The organism is Desulfatiferula olefinivorans (assembly GCF_054657895.1).
Window position 1 is genome coordinate 1 of sequence record NZ_BAAHXV010000005.1, and the last position, 16,892, is coordinate 16,892.

12 protein-coding genes are annotated in these 16,892 nt (G+C 54.8%); 8 read left to right on the plus strand and 4 right to left on the minus strand.

Going from position 1 to position 16,892, the window contains the following annotated elements; genetic code table 11:
• Positions 1-210: 210 nt before the first annotated feature.
• Entirely contained in the window at positions 211-702 is a 492-nt protein-coding gene (yjgA, locus tag ACYQ11_RS05440; protein WP_459922741.1) for a ribosome biogenesis factor YjgA, read from the minus strand.
• A 188-nt stretch (positions 703-890) separates the two neighbouring features.
• Between yjgA and ACYQ11_RS05445 the strand changes: the two genes are divergently transcribed.
• The 6 genes from ACYQ11_RS05445 (at position 891) to ACYQ11_RS05470 (ending at position 9,953) form a co-directional block, all read left to right on the plus strand.
• Positions 891-1,646, plus strand: coding sequence for a PP2C family protein-serine/threonine phosphatase (locus ACYQ11_RS05445; protein WP_459922742.1), 756 nt, complete (start codon positions 891-893; stop codon positions 1,644-1,646).
• A gap of 99 nt (positions 1,647-1,745) precedes the next feature.
• Positions 1,746-3,479, plus strand: coding sequence for an SUMF1/EgtB/PvdO family nonheme iron enzyme (locus ACYQ11_RS05450; protein WP_459922743.1), 1,734 nt, complete (start codon positions 1,746-1,748; stop codon positions 3,477-3,479).
• A 415-nt stretch (positions 3,480-3,894) separates the two neighbouring features.
• On the plus strand, positions 3,895-7,191 hold the full coding sequence (locus ACYQ11_RS05455; RefSeq protein ID WP_459922744.1) for a hybrid sensor histidine kinase/response regulator: 3,297 nt from the start codon (positions 3,895-3,897) through the stop codon (positions 7,189-7,191).
• Positions 7,192-7,195: 4 nt separating this feature from the next.
• Entirely contained in the window at positions 7,196-8,236 is a 1,041-nt protein-coding gene (locus ACYQ11_RS05460; protein WP_459922745.1) for an HD domain-containing phosphohydrolase, read from the plus strand.
• A complete protein-coding gene (locus ACYQ11_RS05465) occupies positions 8,236-9,681 on the plus strand; it encodes an exonuclease domain-containing protein (RefSeq protein WP_459922746.1) in 1,446 nt (481 codons plus the stop codon). Before ACYQ11_RS05460 ends, ACYQ11_RS05465 begins: the two co-directional genes overlap by 1 nt.
• Positions 9,678-9,953, plus strand: coding sequence for a hypothetical protein (locus ACYQ11_RS05470; RefSeq protein WP_459922747.1), 276 nt, complete (start codon positions 9,678-9,680; stop codon positions 9,951-9,953). Before ACYQ11_RS05465 ends, ACYQ11_RS05470 begins: the two co-directional genes overlap by 4 nt.
• Before the next feature lie 106 nt (positions 9,954-10,059).
• Here ACYQ11_RS05470 and ACYQ11_RS05475 read toward each other — a convergent pair whose 3' ends face one another.
• Both ACYQ11_RS05475 and ACYQ11_RS05480 read right to left on the minus strand, forming a co-directional pair.
• Positions 10,060-11,433, minus strand: coding sequence for an ABC transporter substrate-binding protein (locus ACYQ11_RS05475; protein ID WP_459922748.1), 1,374 nt, complete (start codon positions 11,431-11,433; stop codon positions 10,060-10,062).
• Positions 11,434-11,501: 68 nt separating this feature from the next.
• Positions 11,502-12,440: an ABC transporter substrate-binding protein gene (locus ACYQ11_RS05480; protein ID WP_459922749.1), complete on the minus strand. Its 939-nt coding sequence runs from the start codon at positions 12,438-12,440 to the stop codon at positions 11,502-11,504.
• A gap of 512 nt (positions 12,441-12,952) precedes the next feature.
• On the opposite strand from ACYQ11_RS05480, the gene ACYQ11_RS05485 reads away from it, so the two are divergent.
• On the plus strand, positions 12,953-13,438 hold the full coding sequence (locus tag ACYQ11_RS05485) for a hypothetical protein (protein ID WP_459922750.1): 486 nt from the start codon (positions 12,953-12,955) through the stop codon (positions 13,436-13,438).
• Positions 13,439-13,553: 115 nt separating this feature from the next.
• Complete coding sequence (locus ACYQ11_RS05490; RefSeq protein ID WP_459922751.1) at positions 13,554-14,981, plus strand: thioredoxin domain-containing protein; 1,428 nt, start codon at positions 13,554-13,556, stop codon at positions 14,979-14,981.
• Between the two features lie 4 nt (positions 14,982-14,985).
• Here the strand turns inward: ACYQ11_RS05490 and ACYQ11_RS05495 are convergent, their stop codons facing one another.
• Positions 14,986-16,692: an AraC family transcriptional regulator gene (locus ACYQ11_RS05495; protein WP_459922752.1), complete on the minus strand. Its 1,707-nt coding sequence runs from the start codon at positions 16,690-16,692 to the stop codon at positions 14,986-14,988.
• Positions 16,693-16,892 lie beyond the last annotated feature (200 nt).

Sequence of the window (16,892 nt, forward strand, 5' to 3'; positions counted from 1 at the left end):
TTTCCCCTTGAGAAAAGCTACAGATTTATTAACCACCCGTTCGCTGCGCTCACTGAAGAAGGAGGATCACGAAGAAAAGCCCACTATTTACGTACTTCTTCGTGCTCTTCGTGCCCTTCAGTGAGCAACGCGAACGGGTGGTTTAACAATTGAAAAACCACCTCCAACTTGAGGGAAGTGCATAACCAGAAATTGTTTTTCCCGGGGGCCTTAAATACGGCCCAGGTCCCGAATGTAACCGGTCAGGGTTTTCAGGGCCTTTGCCGCCTGGGGGGTATCGATGGCTTTTCGGGCGTTTCGGATCAGGTGGCGGAGTTTCTGGCGGTCCGCCTGGGGATGGTTTTCCATGATCACGTCAAAGGGTGCGTCATCACCTGCCGCAAGGCGTTCGGCCCATTGACCGATTTCGCTTTCCGTTTTTCTTCTGAGAGACAATCCCGCATCGATGAGGGACAGCGCCTGTAGGATAGGCTCCACGTCAATTTTTCTCATCAGCGCACCAATGTATTGAATCTGGCGTCGCCTGGCCTGGTTCGACGTGATCGAACGCAAGGCGGTGACGGCCTCTTTGAGTTCGAAAGGCATGTCCATGGCTGTGAGCTGGTCGTGGTTCAGACCGGTGAGTTTTTCTCCAATATGCTGAAGCTCGGTGGCCTCTTTTTTTATCCGCGTCCTGCTTTTTTCTTCAAGATGGTTGTCCATGGCGCCTTTCCGTGATCATGGTTTTTCGCATGTCTGAAAAAATAAAACTTGTATCTTGCCGTAACCCTATGTAATCTCCTTATATCAGAAAACGATATCGCTCAAAACAGAATTGTGCGGGCGGGGGAGGCCCCACGATCGAAACAGGTTTGGGCTCCGATGTCGACAATGCCGAGGAATACTGTAGCATGAAATGCAGATATGTATGTGTGATGGATGTCGGACCCAGATCTGAACAGGAGGACTGCATTCTCATCGAGCATCAGGTCTACCAGGAAGATTGTCTGACCAATCGCTCGGACTATGAGTCGGATTTTATCATGATGGCGGTCTGCGACGGCATGGGGGGGCACGACGCCGGGGAAGAGGCCAGCCGGTTTGTCTGCGAAAAGCTCAACACCATCATCGATCTTGTCGAATTTTCAGGGAAAAGCCTTCAGACCATCATGTCGGTTGTCCAGAATTCATCCTGCCATTGTCTGCCCAGGGGGAGCGGGACCACCCTGGCCGGTCTGATGGTCAAGGACGACCGGGTCATCGTGTTCAACGCCGGGGACAGCAGGGTCTATCGCATCGAGGGAGAGATGATCGACTGCGTGTCCAGAGATCATTCCCTGGTTCAGGATCTGCTTGACAAGGGATTGATCAGTGACGAGGACGCGTTTCATCACCCTTACAAAAATGTGGTGAATTTCGGAATCGGACCGGCCTTTGTCAAAGCCAGGTCCAAATACGATCTCAATATTTTTGAGGAGAAAATCAGCGACAGCGCCCTGTATCTGATCTGCTCCGACGGTGTCAGCGATATCATCCGGAACCGGGATCTCCGGGAAGCTCTCGGGGCCGATCCCCTTGCCGGGGCGGATGCCCTGATGGATGCCCTGAAAGATATCCGTTTGAAAGACAACACCAGTTTTATCATTGCTCAAATATCCCATTCCTGAGTCATTGTCGGGGTCTTGCGGCGGCCTTCTTGGTCTTTGCGGAGGTTTTCGGCGCATTTTGCCCAACACGGATTCGGAACAGCGATCATGGAGATGCGGATGAAAAATCTGATAAAAAAATGTCTGCCGACGTACGATATAGTCGAAAAAATCGGTGAAGGCATTTACGGGCATGTTTACAAGGTCAAGGACCAGCTCAAGGAGAGGGCGGTCAAGATCGTGCCCATCCGTGTGGAACGGTCCCGTCTTTATCGGACGGAAACGGACCTGGATTCCAAAGTGTCCCAGGATTTTCACGCGGTTCGCGAATATTATGAAACCATCAAGGGTGACGGGGTCATCGGTGTGTACGATTTCCACCTGGTTGACAAACAGGTGTCGAAAAAGGAGGCTGAAGCCTATCTGGTTATTCTGATGGAACTTTGTCCGATCAACCTCCAGGATTACATCATCGATCATTTTCCTCTGTCCGCGGGCGAAGCGGTGGGGTACATGAGGGCCCTGGCCCGTGTTCTGGACCGTCTGTCCCAGGGCACGCGAAACAGTTTTCTGCTGACGGATTTCAAGCCCTCGAACCTTCTGCTCACCGACGACGGCAAACTGCTGATCGGTGACCTGGGCGGACTCAAACGCCTGTCCAGCGTATCGACCATTGCAAACGCCCAGTTCACCCCAAACTGGTCCGCTCCGGAACTGGTTCTCAAGGGCGAGCGCCCCAGCCTTTTTTCCGCCCTGTATTCCTTCGGCCTGGTGTCCTACTACATCTTTGAAGGCCAGTTGCCCTATGAAAAAGAGGATTTCATCGAGCGCATCCGAAAGATTCGGGAAAAGGGTCTCCATTATGACAACACCTTTGTGCCTGCGGACATTCGCACGCTGATTGCCGATTGCCTGAGCTTCGATGCCGAGGACCGACCGGGCGGTTTTTCAGAGATTCTCCAGCGCATCGGTAAGGCCGGTCTTCCGGCTCCGCCTTCACCTTTACCAACGACCAAACGGGAACCCCGGCGTCGCGATCCGGTCAGCGGGGAGGAGGATCTGTCCGCCACCGTGGACATGGGTACCCGGGTGACTGCGGAGGCGTCCGTACCTGTGAAACCTTCGTATCAGCGGGTGTCGGTGCGTCAGTTTCGGGAACCCCATACCGGCATGGAATTTATCTGGGTCGAAGGCGGTTCCTTTTCGATGGGCGGTCTCGATCATGACCCCGATGCCCTTTCCAATGAGAAACCAACCCACATGGTCACCGTTTCAGGGTTCTGGCTCGGTCGATGTCCGGTGACCCAGCAGCAGTGGAAAGCCCTCATGGGAACCAATCCGTCCCATTTTATCCGGACGCCGGAGCACCCGGTCGAGCAGGTGTCCTGGGATGACGCCCAGCGGTTTTTGATCCGCATGAACGCATCGGCCAAACCGGGGACCCTGTTTCATCTGCCCAGTGAACGGCAATGGGAATACGCCGCCCGAAGCGGGGGAAGGCCGGAAATCTTTGCCGGAGCCAAGGATGTCGGCGAGGTGGCCTGGTACAAGGAAAACAGCAGTCATTCCACCCAGCCGGTGGGTCTCAAGCTCCCCAACGGCCTAGGCCTTTTCGATATGTGCGGCAATGTGATGGAATGGTGCGAGGATATTTTCGAAGACGACGCCTACACCCGTGAGGCCCCGCCTCAGCCCAGACGTTTGACGCACGGGGTGGACCGGGTGGTCCGGGGCGGCGGTTACAACCTGGATGCCAAACGGTGCCGGACCACGGCCCGACGCCGCATGACCCAGGGCCTGAAATACATCAATCTCGGATTCCGTGTGGCGATGTCCGAAGAGAGGACCTCGTGAAAAAAAACGGCTGCCCGTGGTTGAAATCCGACTGATGATCGGTGAACGGTTCTGTTTTATGCCCTCAATCACGGGCGGTGAGCAATTGGGAAAATGAGAGGCATTTGGTTTTAAAACATTGATTTTAAATATTATTTATAAGTTTTAGTTTCCGTAGTACCCCCGGAGTCGGCCCCTGATTTTATCGCCGCGCTAACCAATTGAAATTCTTCTATTGACTTAATCAAAGACCTGCAATACATCATTAACCATCCAGCCGTACAAAAAGACGTGATCCAGGCCCGTGCCATACGGGAATACGGTTTGGGTCGTCATGCGCTCCGTATGCCGTGCCGGAAGAACCGTCGGTTGTCCGGGTGGGAAATCGACGTGTCATATCGCTTTTCGTTTTTCGAACTGGTAAGGGGTGGAATCCATGGGGGAGGGCAATCTGACCGCCGAAACCTTTGACGGAGCCGGGGGGAGCGACTGTCTTAAGCGTAATCATGTTCCGGGGCTTCAGTATCTGGTCCGGGGCATTCTTGTTTTCGGGCTTGTGTGTTACATGTTTCTGATGCCCGAATCCCTGGTGATGGATCGGTTTACCCTCGGTTGTTTTTTGTCGGGTTACGTCGTTGTCCAGCTTATCATCCGACGTCAGATGCAGCTAAGCGGGCTGACCTGGACCTTTATCCGTCCGAGCATCCTGGCCGATCTGACCTTGTCCTATCTGGTTTTTCTCTACGATCCGTCTCAACCCGCCCCGCTGATGCTGTTCACCGTTATTATCGTCGTGGGAAATGCCGTTCAGTACGGGCTGAGGGCCTTTACCCTCCTTCGCTGGGGGGTCGGTCTCGTCGCCCCCCTGGTCTTTGCCGGCCGTTCGTTTCTCTGGGGGTTCAGCGTTCCTGAACTGTTTCTTCTTGTGCTCTGTTTTTCGATTTTGATCTATGTGAACAAGTTTATACACAGGATCGAAAAATTTAGGGATGAAACGAAAAAACGGACCCTGGCCCTTGAAATCAGCAATTCCAGATACCGTAATATTTTTGAAAACACGGGTGCCGGGCTTTTGATCATCGATGAAAACATGATGGTGGTGGAAGCCAATCCCAAGCTTGAAAAGATGACCGGTTACTCCCGCTATGAAATTGAGGGCCGGTTCCGGTGGATGGATTTTGTGGAAGACAAGAGCATGGAGGCCCTGAGACGCGAGTATAAGGACCGTCTTGAGCATGGTGCGCCGCCTCCCGATGAATACGAGTTTTGTCTCAAGCACAAGAACGGCGGAACCATCCATGTGTTTTCCGAAGTCAATGTCGATGAGAAAAGCGGTCAGACCATCGCGTCGGTCATTGATATCACCCCGAGAAAACAAGCCGAATTCGCACTGCAGCGGGCCAATGACGACCTTGAAAAACGGGTCGAGGAGCGCACTTACGAACTCAAGGAAATCAACGCCCAGCTGAAAAAAGCCAAAGAGGAGGCCGATGCGTCGGGGAAGGCAAAAAGCGAGTTTCTGGCCAATATGAGCCATGAAATCCGTACGCCGATGAACGCCATCATCGGCATGTGCGATCTGGTGATGAACACGGACCTGGACCGCAAACAGAAAGAGTATCTGAGCATCGTCCGCTCATCGTCCCGATCTCTTTTGGAACTGATTAACGACATTCTTGATTTTTCAAAAATCGATGCCGGCAAGATGGCCTTTGAAAATGTGCCGTTCTACCTTCGCGCGGTGATTGAGGAGGTGTCGGACATGTTTCTTGAGCGGAGCATGGCCAAGGACATCGAGCTGGTGGTGGATATCGAACCCGATGTTCCCCGAAGGCTGGTGACCGATCCCCTGCGGCTGCGTCAGGTGCTGGCCAACCTGACGTCCAATGCCTTCAAATTCACCCAGAAGGGTGTGATCTGCATGACGGTGAGAACGCAGTCTCTTTCAGGCGATCAGGCCCGATTGCTGTTTTCGGTGAGGGACACCGGCATCGGCATCGATCCGAAAACGACCGACAAACTGTTCGACGCCTTTGCCCAGGCCGACGGGTCGACCACCCGGAAATACGGCGGAACCGGTCTGGGTCTGGCCATCTGCAAAAAAATTGTGATGATGATGGGCGGCGATATCTGGGTCGAGAGCGAACCGGGCAAGGGGAGCTGTTTCTTTTTTACCATTGAAACGCGGGTCGCTCGAACCGATGGCGAGGTTCCCCAACTGGTGCCTGCGGATCTGAGGGACAGAAAGGTGCTGATCGTCGACGACAATCCCTCGACCCTGATGATCCTCAAGCGGTTTGTCGAATCCTTCGGGTTTAAGACCGATCTGGCCTCGTCGTCGGAATCGGCCCTTCAGATGTACGCCCACGCCGAGGGCAGGGATCCTTATGGGCTGATTATTATTGATGTGACCCTTCCGGGCATGGACGGCATTGAGCTTGCGTCTCGGATCAAAGGGGACGTCAGGCAAAAATCCCCGGCGATCATCTGCATGGGGGCCTACGGCAATGACGGGGATGTGAAACGTGCCCGGGCCGCGGGGGTCGACAGCTTTTTGATGAAACCGGTCAAACAGTCGATTCTGTTCGACACGGTCATGGAGATATTCGGTTTCCGTGTGATGAAAAAAACCGAGGATGGCCAGGGGCTGATGTCCTGGGATGAATTTAACGACGTTACGGTCCTTCTGGTCGAGGACAACCCCATCAACCAGATGGTGGCCACGGAAATCCTTGCCTCCGCGGGTATTTCGGTGGACAAGGCGGCCAGCGGTGTCGAAGCGATTACGGCCCTGCGCGGCAAGCCTTACGACGCCGTGCTGATGGATGTTCAGATGCCTGAAATGGACGGCCTTGAAGCGTCCAGGTATATAAGGAACCGGTTGGGAATGACCGATATCCCCATCATCGCCATGACGGCCCATGCCATGTACGGTGACCGGGAACGATGCCTGGCCGCAGGCATGAACGATTATGTGCCCAAACCCATCGACCGCAAACAGCTGTTTTCGGCTCTCCGTGCCAATATCTGCCGACTGGGAGAGGACTTTTGCTTTTCACCCTCCCTTTCATCCAACGACGGTTCGGGAGGAGCGGGGCAACGGACCCATGCGATGCCGGGCCTGGATGTGGATGAGGGCGTGTTGCGCATGGGCGGGAACCTGGATCGCTATCGGGACATCGTTCGGGATTTTGTTCTCTCCTTCAATAATTTTGATAAGGAGTTTACAGACTATGTCGAACAGGGTAACTATACGGATGCAGGCCTCTTGGCCCACTCGCTCAAAGGTGCGGCTGGAAATATTTCAGCCCCCGAACTGAGGACGGTTTCAGGTATTCTCGAGCAGGCCTGTGCCAGGGGAAACAAAGAGAGGATCACCATGACGATGCCGGTGATCCGGGACGCCTTCCGTCGGGTTGCCGACGCCGTTGCGGCTCTCGATCAGCGCGATGTGACCCGTGTCCATGTGGTGGGCCCGGGCAAAGGCGTCGATCCTGAGAAACTGTTTGCCCTGTTCAGGGAATTGGGGGAGGGCCTGAAGGAGTCGGATCCTGTCCGGTCTGAGTTGTGCTTCAACGAAATCAAACGCGGGTTTTCCTTTGGCTCGGTCAATCCGGAATTCGAAGATCTCGGCCGCAGGCTGGAGCGCCAGGTGGTCGAATATCATTTCGACGACGCCTGCGCCACGTTGAGGACCATCGACAGGAAACTGAAGAAACAACTGGGATTTTAAGTGTATGCGTGACTTGAGTACGTGCAGGGTTCTTTTGGTCGATGATACGAAAACCAATATCGACATTCTGGTGCAGACCCTGAAGGATGATTTCAGGCTGGGTGTGGCCCTGAGCGGGAAAAAGGCCGTTGACTATGTGGCCGCCAATCATGTGGATCTGATTCTTCTCGATGTTCTGATGCCGGAGATGGACGGGTATGACGTGTGCGAGATTCTCAAACGGAATCCGGCCACCCAGGATATCCCGATTATCTTCATCACCGCCATGGATGCACCGGAACACAAGACCCGGGGCTTTGAAATGGGAGCGGTGGATTATATCACCAAACCGTTTGATATCGCCGAAGTCAAAGCACGCGTCCGGACCCATCTGACCCTGATCACGGCCAGGAAGGAGTTGAAAATTCAGAACGAGGCCCTTGAACTGAAGGTCCGGGAACAGACCCGTGAACTGGAAGAGACCCAGGTCGAGATCATCAACCGCCTGGGCCTGGCGTCCGAATACCGGGACGAGGGAACGGGACAGCACGTCCAGCGTATGAGTGAATACTGCCGCCTTCTGGGCAAGGCGGCAGGCATGGAACCTGAGGAATACGAACTGCTGGCCCTGGCCAGCACCATGCACGATGCGGGCAAAATCGGTATCGCCGATGATATTCTCCTCAAGCCCGGGGCCTTGAGCGACCGGGAATGGGAACAGATGAAGCGGCATTCGATCATCGGCGGCGAACTGTTGTCGGGGGGGAACTCACGGCTGATGCAGCTTGCCGAAATTATAGCTAAAACCCATCATGAGCGCTGGGACGGCAGTGGGTATTTCGAAGGGTTGAAGGGAGAGGAGATTCCCCTGGCCGGACGGATTGTCTGCATCTGTGACGTGTTTGACGCCCTGGTGTCCGAAAGACCTTATAAAAAGGCCTGGACTGTGGATGAGGCCATCCGGGAAATCGAAACCTGGAGCGGCAGCCACTTTGATCCCTTTCTTGCCAAAAAATTCATCAGTCTGAAATCCGAGCTTCAGGCGATCATCGACAAGTGGTGCTGATGAAGCGATTTTTGTTTTATGATCTCGAAACGACGGGACTGAACAAGTCCTTTGACCAGATTCTTCAGTTTGCGGCCATCGAAACCGACGAACAGCTCAGGGAAACCAATCGGTACGCCATCCGGGTGAAACTTCGGCCCGACGTGATTCCCTCTCCCTATGCCGCCGTCACCCACAGAATGTCCATGGCCGACTATCAGGACGGTCTTGACGAACTGGAAGCCGTGCGGCATATCCATGCCCTGGTCAACACGCCGGGAACCATCAGTCTGGGCTACAATACCCTGGGTTTCGATGATGAATTTCTTCGTTTTTCATTTTATCGCAACCTTTTGTCTCCCTATACCCACCAGTATGCCAACCAGTGCGGCCGGATGGATCTTCTGCCCATGGCGGTGCTCTACTACCTTTACAGCCCCGGGATACTCACCTGGCCCGAGGCGGAGGGGAAACCCTCGCTGAAACTGGAGCTGCTGTCCCGGGAAAACCGTCTGGCCGAAGGACCGGCCCATGACGCCATGGTTGACGTCGAAGCCACCCTGGCCCTGGCCCGGCGGTTTTTCAGCGTGCGGGATATGTGGGATTATGTGACGGGTTATTTCAACAAGGCCCTGGACCAGGAACGGATCCGCAAACTCCCTGTGGCCTTCGATTCCGGGTCCTGCAATCATTTCACCGGTATCATGACCGGTAGCGGCTTCGGACCGGATCAGTTGTATCAGGCGCCGGTGTTGTATCTGGGGGATTCGGATGCTTACAAAAACCAGAGCCTCTGGCTGAAGCTCGATGATCCGGCCCTCAGGGACGCCTGTGTCGGCAAAAATTACGATGCCGTCCGGGTCATGCGCAAGCGCATGGGGGAACCCCATATCATCCTGCCGCCCCTTGAACGGTTTCGTCGGAGGCTGACCGACCAGAGGCAGCATCAGGCCATGGACAATCTGGCCTGGCTTAAAAACGAATCGGAGCACTTTCAGGCCCTGGTGGCATTTTTCCGTGATTTCCGCTATCCGCTGGTGGAACAGGTGGATGTGGATGGGGCCCTGTATCTGTCCGGATTTCTCAGCCGTGATGAACAGAAGCTCTGCTCCTTGTTTCACCGTCATCTCGCCACCGACGGCGTCGGGTTTCTTTCACGCTTTGACGAGGGCCCCCTTCGAACCCAGGCCATGCGGATTCTTTTCCGGAACCTGCCCGAGGCGATGCTTGCGCCGCTGGCAAACGAGTACGCGGCCTATATGGACCGGGTCAATCCCGCGACCGAAGGCGGCGCCATGGTCGATTACCGCAACGACAAACGCCTGACGCCCCGTGCGGCCATAACCCAGATCCGAACCCTCCGGGCCGAGGGCCATATCGACGATCAGCAGCGGCGGATTCTGGACGATCTGGAAGCCTATCTGATGTGTACTTTTAATCTGAATGTTGACGGACAAACACCGTGACGTGCGACCCCTTGACCATGCCCGACCGGCACACCCTTCTTGACAGCCTGGCCTATGCCCTGAAAACGGTCCTTCTTCATTCCCTGGAGGGCATGGACCGGATCGCCATGGAATCGTCCATCGACCTGTTTATGCAAAACGAGGTCGAACCCCTGAACGATGCGGCGATTCTGGAAAGGTTCTACACCCCTGAAGATTCCATCCGACGGTTTCTGGAATTCCTGGAACGTTCCGGCGCCCTCGACTCAGGCGGAGACCAGCTCCTCAATTAGGGGGACAGCGGCAATTCTAGAAGGATATGATGCGCAGGAAGATCGGCGTAAGGAGGGATTTTTTTGGGGTGGGGGAGGGGCACGGCGGGCCGTGCCCCGACGATGATCAGCAGGCTTTGTCGGCGAATCTCAAATCCACGAACTGATCCAGATCGATGATTTTTCCGATGTCCATTTCGTTGAACATATACTGTTGAATTCTGTCCAGCTCGGTTTTTTTCGGGTGGAGGTCGTGCATGGTGATGCCGCCTTCCTGGTTGAGCACCTTGCCAAGAACGGTGGTGTTCAGCCCCAGCGATTTGTCCGGATCAAGGAAGTTCACGGCGATCTGTGCCGCCTCGGGCTTATTGGCCTCCACATAACGACCGGCTTTGACCAGAAGATCGGTCAACTCGTAAACCACATCCGGGTAGCCCTGCACCAGTTCGTCACGCAGGGCCACCACGCAGCAGGGATGGTCCTTCCACATTGACGCGGAGATGAACTCCATGTCACCGATTCCCGACGCGATGGTTTTGGAACAGATGGGTTCGGCCACGATAAACCCGCCAACATCCTCATTTTCTTTCATGATGCCGGGCATTTTAATGGGCGGAACAACTTCGAAGCGAACATCGATGGCTTTTTTTCCGGGAACACCCGGTTTCAGACCCAGTCCCTTGAGAAACTGGTGGGCCAGCATGTTGTGAATGGACATTTTATGGGGAATGTTGACGACCTTGTACTTGTAGAAATCCTTCAGTGAATCGAAGGGCTCACTGTCGTAATTTTTGTTCCGGATAAATCCGCTGCCGTTTTTGTGGGCCAGAAGAACCAGTTTGATGGGCACGTTGAAGGCAAACAGGTCCATGGCGATGGGTGCGAGGACAAAGGCGCCGTCCACGGCGGCGGTTTCCAGTTTTTCCTGGATCGGGTTCCAGCCGCCGATGCATTCGGTTTCGAGGGTAAAGGTTTTGGGGGAGACCTGTCCGGTGGCGATCTGGTGTTTGAGCACGCCGAGAATCAGGTGATCGGTGATCTGGATGTGGGCGAGCTTGATTTTCAGCTTGCCGTCGACGATTTCCGGTGCCCTCTGACCGGTCGTTTTGGGTGCGGCGCCTTCGAAGACATCGGTGATCTTCCGTTTGATCTCCTCGCTGTCAAAGGGTTTCGAAATGTGGCCGTTCCCGCCGTTTTCCATGACCACCATCTGCTGGCTCTTGTCCCCCTGGGCCGTGGCCATGATAAAGGGCATGGCTTTGAAGGGATCATGGCTTCTCACCCATTGGAGCAGGGCCAGGCCGTCCATGTTCGGCATGTTCCAGTCGCTGACGATCAGATCGATTTTACCGCCTTCCTGGAGTTTTTTGACGGCGTCGTTTCCGTCAACGGCCAGGAGGATATTGTGGAATCCGGCTTTGTTGAGATACTGTTTGAACATCAGTCGCATGGTGCCTGAGTCGTCGACGACTAAAATGGTCATATTCATGTCAAGGGGCATCGAAACTCTCCTTCCGTCGGGTTGTGTTAAGAGCTGAACAATCGTTTATCGTGATGGCGGGCAAACCGTCAAAGTGCGCCCGCCGATCTGGCGAATCGTGAATCTACAAACGCGTCCATGTCGATGGACGAGGTCATGATGTTCATGTCGTGTATCATGTAGTCCTGAATGACGACAAGGTCGCTGATGACCGGGAACAGGCTGCCGGTCGTGATGCGATCCGACGGTTCCGACAGAACCGCCCTGATGATATCCACGTCCTGTCCGAGAAAATCCGCACCGACAATGGCGGCCTTTTCGGGATTTTTGTCTGCGAAAAAGCCCGACTGGACGAAGCTTGCGGTGATTTCCCGGATCGCGTCGGGGTAGGCGTCGATGATGTCGGTTCGCGCCACGAACACGCAGCAGGGATGACCGGGCCACAGGTCCTTGGACAGGCAGACCTTTTCTCCGCACCCCTGCATGATGGCCTGGGTTCCGATGGGTTCGGCCACGATAAAGCCGCCGATTTCTCCCTCGTCGTCGTACTGGATGGCCTCGGGCATCATCGAGGGCGCCATGACTTCGAGAAATACGTCGGCCCGGGGGTCGTTGGTGGTCCCGGGTTTCAAACCCATTTCCGCCAGGAGTTTGTGGAACAGCATATGATGAACGCTGAGCTGATAGGGGATCAGAACGATTTTCCCTTTGAAATCCTGCATCCGCCGGATGCCGGCCGCCTTGTTCTTCACCAGGATGCTTCCGGACCTGTGGGTAAAAAGCAGCAGTTTGACCGGGACGCCCGATTTGAACAGGTCCATGGCCGTGGGGGCAAGCACGAAGGCCCCTTCAAGGCTCCCGTCGCTCAGGGCGTCGGCGACCTGGTTCCACCCGTGCATCAGGACGGGTTCCAGCGTGCAGTGGGTGAAGGTCTCAACACCGGATGCGATCTTGTCGGCCGTGATTCCAAGGATGAGATGGTCGGTGATTTTCAGGTGGCCGATCCTGATCACAGGGATATCGGGCATCGATAGCCTCCTTTGAGAGGAATCATCATGGTTTGAACCGACCGCAGCCGCCGCTTTCGGCACCCTTGCGGCGGATGATCCGGCGATTCTGTCACCCGCCTTTCACCCGGGTCGCTGACGTCGCAACCGTAATCAGGGCGGTCACACCATGGTTCGTGATGGTTTAACGGGATTGAACAATCCGTTCATCAGACGGAAAGACTGCGTCAGCGGCCCGCCTGACGGGATTGTTTCATAAAGACTATCGGCACATACATATCAGAACTTAAACGGGTGATTCATGAAAATGACGGGATGATTCCAGCCCGTTGAAAAATATGCCGAAATATTAACAGATATTTTTTTCTTTGGCAATACCGGGATCGAAAAGGACCCGCGAATGGATGGATTGACAAGGCCGGTGGCGATGAACTATACTGTCCACGACATTAAAAACGTCTGTCTTGACTCAATTCACAGGCCCGATACCGCCGCGGCGGTAACGGCCCGACCGCCGCAGGAGAATCCAACCCATGAAAATTGCCGATTCGGACAGTATCAAAGCGGGTGAACAGGAATTGATCGCTTCGATTATGGAAAAAATGAATCCTGAAACCCTGGCGCGTGTGGCCGGAAAAACCCTTGTCCCTGACCGGATGGAATTTGTTCGGGGCGATATGGTGATCCGGGGAGACCGGATTGTTTATCAGATGGATTTCAAAGTCACTCTTGATGTGACCGTGATGTTTGACAGAAACGGTGAGCTGATCGGCGGCGTAACAGACGACACGCCTGTCCTCGATGATGAATTGTCCGGACCTGAACCGGCGGCCGATCAGGAAGACCTCCTCGCGGAGTCGTTTCCTGCCCTTGAAACGGAAAACGAAACGCCCGATTCCGACGTGCCTGCAGACGATGGTGCGCCCCCTTCCATGGAGGAGGACCTGGAGGATGTTCTTGCACGGACCCGGGATTTCTGGCAGCGCAAACGGGACGATGCCCCCGGCGGCCGGGAATGAACCGTCGTGTGTTTTCCATCCTTTTGCTGATTCCCGCAGCCTCCCGTGAATCGGTTTGAATCTTGAAAAAGACCTGTGAAGACCCTTTATCTTGTAGCGTTGAAGAGCCGGAGTGATGATTGTAAATAATAAAAAGGATATGCTCCTAAAAATCGTATTTGTCGCGGGACTTGTTTTCGCCGGATTGTCGGCCCTTGAAAGCCGTGTTGACTGGATTGCCTCGTTCTGCTCGCTTTGGGGAAACGGATGCCGGGAAACAGGTCAGGTGACGGCCTTCGGCCTGCCGGTGGCTCTCTGGGGCGTGATCTACTATCTGCTTCTTACTGTCGCCTCGTTTTTTGCATCACGGAGTCTTTTTATTCCGGTCATGGCCGGGGCCGGTGTGGAATTGTCGCTTGTTTTGATGATGATCGAAATGAAATGGGCCTGCGTGCTGTGCATGATCAATCTTCTGATCATGGCCCTTGCGATTTTTCTTCTGTTCGAAAATCGGCGTCTTTGGCAGGCATTGGCCGTCTCGGCTCTCTTTTTCGTCATCTCCGACCATCTTCTGGTTCATGATAATGAGCCGGGTCAGCCGCGTGTGCTCCGGGCCCCGTCGCCATCGGTGATTGCCAAGGTGGGCGATGAGCTGATCCGGGAGAGCGATGTCAACGAGCCCCTTTCAAGCCGGATTTACAAGCTCGAGCGGCAGATTTACGATCTTAGAAAAGAGCGGCTTGACTATCTGATCGAACGACGCTTGATCGAGCTCGATGCCCTGGAAAAAGGGCTCTCACCGGAGGTTCACCTCTTCCGGGTGAGCGGCGGCGATGTGGAGGTTGCAGAAGACGAGATTGACCGTTACATCGATCAGGTGCCGGGGCTTGCGACATCCTGGAAAGGCAGCACTGAGGATCTTCGCCGTGAGGTGAGCAAATACCTGCACGACACCCAGGCCAGGGAAAGAATTGAGCGCTACACAAAGCCGTTGAAGGATCGCTACGGCGTCAGGATTTTTCTTGAGCCCCCGGCCTTGCCGGTCACATCGGTCAAGGAGGGGGCGAGTCCCGCCATCGGGCCGGTGGACGCCCCGGTCACCGTCTTCGAGTATTCTGATTATCAGTGTCCGTCCTGCCGCAAGGCCCATGAGGTGTCGGTCCGGATTCGGGACCGCTTCAAGGGTCGTATCCGATGGGTGTTCAAGGACTATCCGCTCGACCGGCACCGTGAATCCCGTCTGATGGCTCAGGCGGCCCGGTGTGCGGGTGAGCAGGGGCACTTCTGGGATTATCAGGATCTTTTGTATGCCGGGCCTGCCCACCCGGATCATGAGGCGCTTCTTGGATTTGCCCGGCAGCTTGAACTTGAACCGCTTGTTTTTTCACAATGCCTCGAGGCGGGGAAATATTCAGCCGTCATCGAAAAGGAAAAACAGGCGGCCCGGGACTCCGGCGTCAGTTCAACGCCCACGTTCATCATCAACGGACGGCTCAGCCCCGGTTACATGACCTTTGAGCGCATGGCCGGACTGATCGAGCAGGAACTTCGGAAATTCGAATGATCTGTCACGGCGCCGGATCGGTCACGCGGTGCATCCGACGGTACTGATCCGGGGTTTTTCCCATGTATTTCGGAAAAATACGCTGAAAGGTCCGAATGCTTTCAAACCCTACGTCAAAGGCGATGTCGATGATGTTGGTCTCTTCTTCCCGCAAACGCCGGGCCGCCTCGGCGATACGCAATTCATAGATGTAATCCCCCAGTTTTTTCCCCGTATAGGTTTTGAACTGTTTGCCCAGACTGTCCGGATGGATATCGAAGGAGTCGGCCAGGGTGGACCGGGTGATGTCCGAGGCATAGTTGTCGTTGATGAACTGCATCACGCTGACGATTTTCTCTTCGGCCCGGGATGATATTTTTTTTGCGTCTGACTTGACGGTTTCCTTCTCCTGGGAATGTTTCAGTTTGTCGTTGAGCAGGGCGTTTTCAATGATGTAGTTTTCGAGGCTGGTGTTCAGATCCTCCACCTCACCCATCATGTGGACCAGGCGTTTGATCATGACAAGGGCCGTTCCCAGATACAAAAGAACGGCCGCCAGGTGGGACACCATTCCCAGATTGTACCCTTGGGGAAAGATATTGAACGAGGAAAATTTGGCCAGATAGACGAAACCGTCGTGGGCCACAAACAGGAAGAATCCGATCCCGAAAAAACCGAACAACAGGGAAAAGGGTTTTTTTTCAATCATGGCGGCCAGGTTGCAGGCCGCGTTGTAGATCGATACGCCGATGGCGACAAGGATCACCACGGGACCGATTGACCTGATGGCGCTTTCGGTCAGGAAAAACAGCGAAAAAAAGGCCACGGCGGCCAGGTAGAGTTTCAACACGGTTTCGATCCGTTTGCGCTCAAGGTCGTAGATCCGGTGGAGAAAAAATGTATGGGTGATGCAGAGTCCTGAAAAGGCGATACTCAGGATTTTGAATCGGAACAGGGTGCCCGGGTAAGGGTTCAGGTAGGTGCACATGTCAAAGATGATCGGCTGGCCGAACAGGAGGGGCAGGCAGTAATAGTAGTATTCCTCCGATTCGGGTCGGATCAGGTAGATGATGCAGAACAGGAGCAGCAGTACCTGCCCCACAGCCATGGAAATGAAGCCGGCCGTGATGGTCGAGAACGTCTGGGATGTCTTGAGGGTATCGTAGGTGGTCCGATCGGTGACGGCCATGTCCCCCAGTACTTCGCAGAAGGTGGCGTAAGAAATCCGGATGGCGATGACGGCAGGTTCGTTCGGACGGATCAGGGTCGCGGGGATCAGGTAGTGTCTGGGATGGTTCCACATGGAAAATTCGTTCGGAGGAAATCCGCCCAGGCCGCCGATCATGGTTCCGTTGACATAGGTTCTGTCCGCATTTCCGATTCGACCGAGAATCAGTCCGAGGGGTTCATCACTCGGGTGTTCGGGGAGCCTCACCTGCTTCCGGAGCCAGAGGACGCCGCAGGCCGAGCCGGTCTCCCGGAGGGTGTGCCGGATCATGCTTCCCGGCAGCGCAATCGAGCCCCAGTCGCTATCGTCATAACCGGGATCGGCAAAGGCGGGGTCATCGCCCAGGCGGATTTTCCAGTCGCCGTTCAGTGAAACCAGCGTGTCGCCCTGGGGGTAGCGACCATAGAAAAAAAGGACGCAGATCATGACGGCAAAGATGGCCAGTAGGGTAAGGAAGAAGAGCGATTGCCTGAGGGTCCTGATGGTCGTTTCGTTTGGTTTCATGGATCCGGTTTTCGTGTGCGATCAGCCAAACGCCGATCGGGCCGATCGGGTTCTGATCCCAGGTCGTGGTTGAAAGAAAAAAGAATTGATACCATAACCTATTCAAAAATGAAAGAACACCGTTTTTTATTTGTTGTAAAAATTTGGATGGGTCTGGAATAAAAAAAGCCCCGATGAACGAATCATCGGGGCTTTTGATC

What these genes read in the sequence shown, in the direction of transcription:
- ACYQ11_RS05450 (WP_459922743.1), top strand. Translation starts at nt 1,746, where the DNA reads ATGAAAAATCTGATAAAAAAATGTCTGCCGACGTACGATATAGTCGAA.
- ACYQ11_RS05445 (WP_459922742.1), top strand. Translation starts at nt 891, where the DNA reads ATGAAATGCAGATATGTATGTGTGATGGATGTCGGACCCAGATCTGAA.
- ACYQ11_RS05455 (WP_459922744.1), top strand. Translation starts at nt 3,895, where the DNA reads ATGGGGGAGGGCAATCTGACCGCCGAAACCTTTGACGGAGCCGGGGGG.
- ACYQ11_RS05460 (WP_459922745.1), top strand. Translation starts at nt 7,196, where the DNA reads ATGCGTGACTTGAGTACGTGCAGGGTTCTTTTGGTCGATGATACGAAA.
- ACYQ11_RS05495 (WP_459922752.1), bottom strand. Translation starts at nt 16,692, where the DNA reads ATGAAACCAAACGAAACGACCATCAGGACCCTCAGGCAATCGCTCTTC.
- ACYQ11_RS05475 (WP_459922748.1), bottom strand. Translation starts at nt 11,433, where the DNA reads ATGCCCCTTGACATGAATATGACCATTTTAGTCGTCGACGACTCAGGC.
- yjgA (WP_459922741.1), bottom strand. Translation starts at nt 702, where the DNA reads ATGGACAACCATCTTGAAGAAAAAAGCAGGACGCGGATAAAAAAAGAG.
- ACYQ11_RS05490 (WP_459922751.1), top strand. Translation starts at nt 13,554, where the DNA reads ATGATTGTAAATAATAAAAAGGATATGCTCCTAAAAATCGTATTTGTC.
- ACYQ11_RS05485 (WP_459922750.1), top strand. Translation starts at nt 12,953, where the DNA reads ATGAAAATTGCCGATTCGGACAGTATCAAAGCGGGTGAACAGGAATTG.
- ACYQ11_RS05465 (WP_459922746.1), top strand. Translation starts at nt 8,236, where the DNA reads ATGAAGCGATTTTTGTTTTATGATCTCGAAACGACGGGACTGAACAAG.
- ACYQ11_RS05480 (WP_459922749.1), bottom strand. Translation starts at nt 12,440, where the DNA reads ATGCCCGATATCCCTGTGATCAGGATCGGCCACCTGAAAATCACCGAC.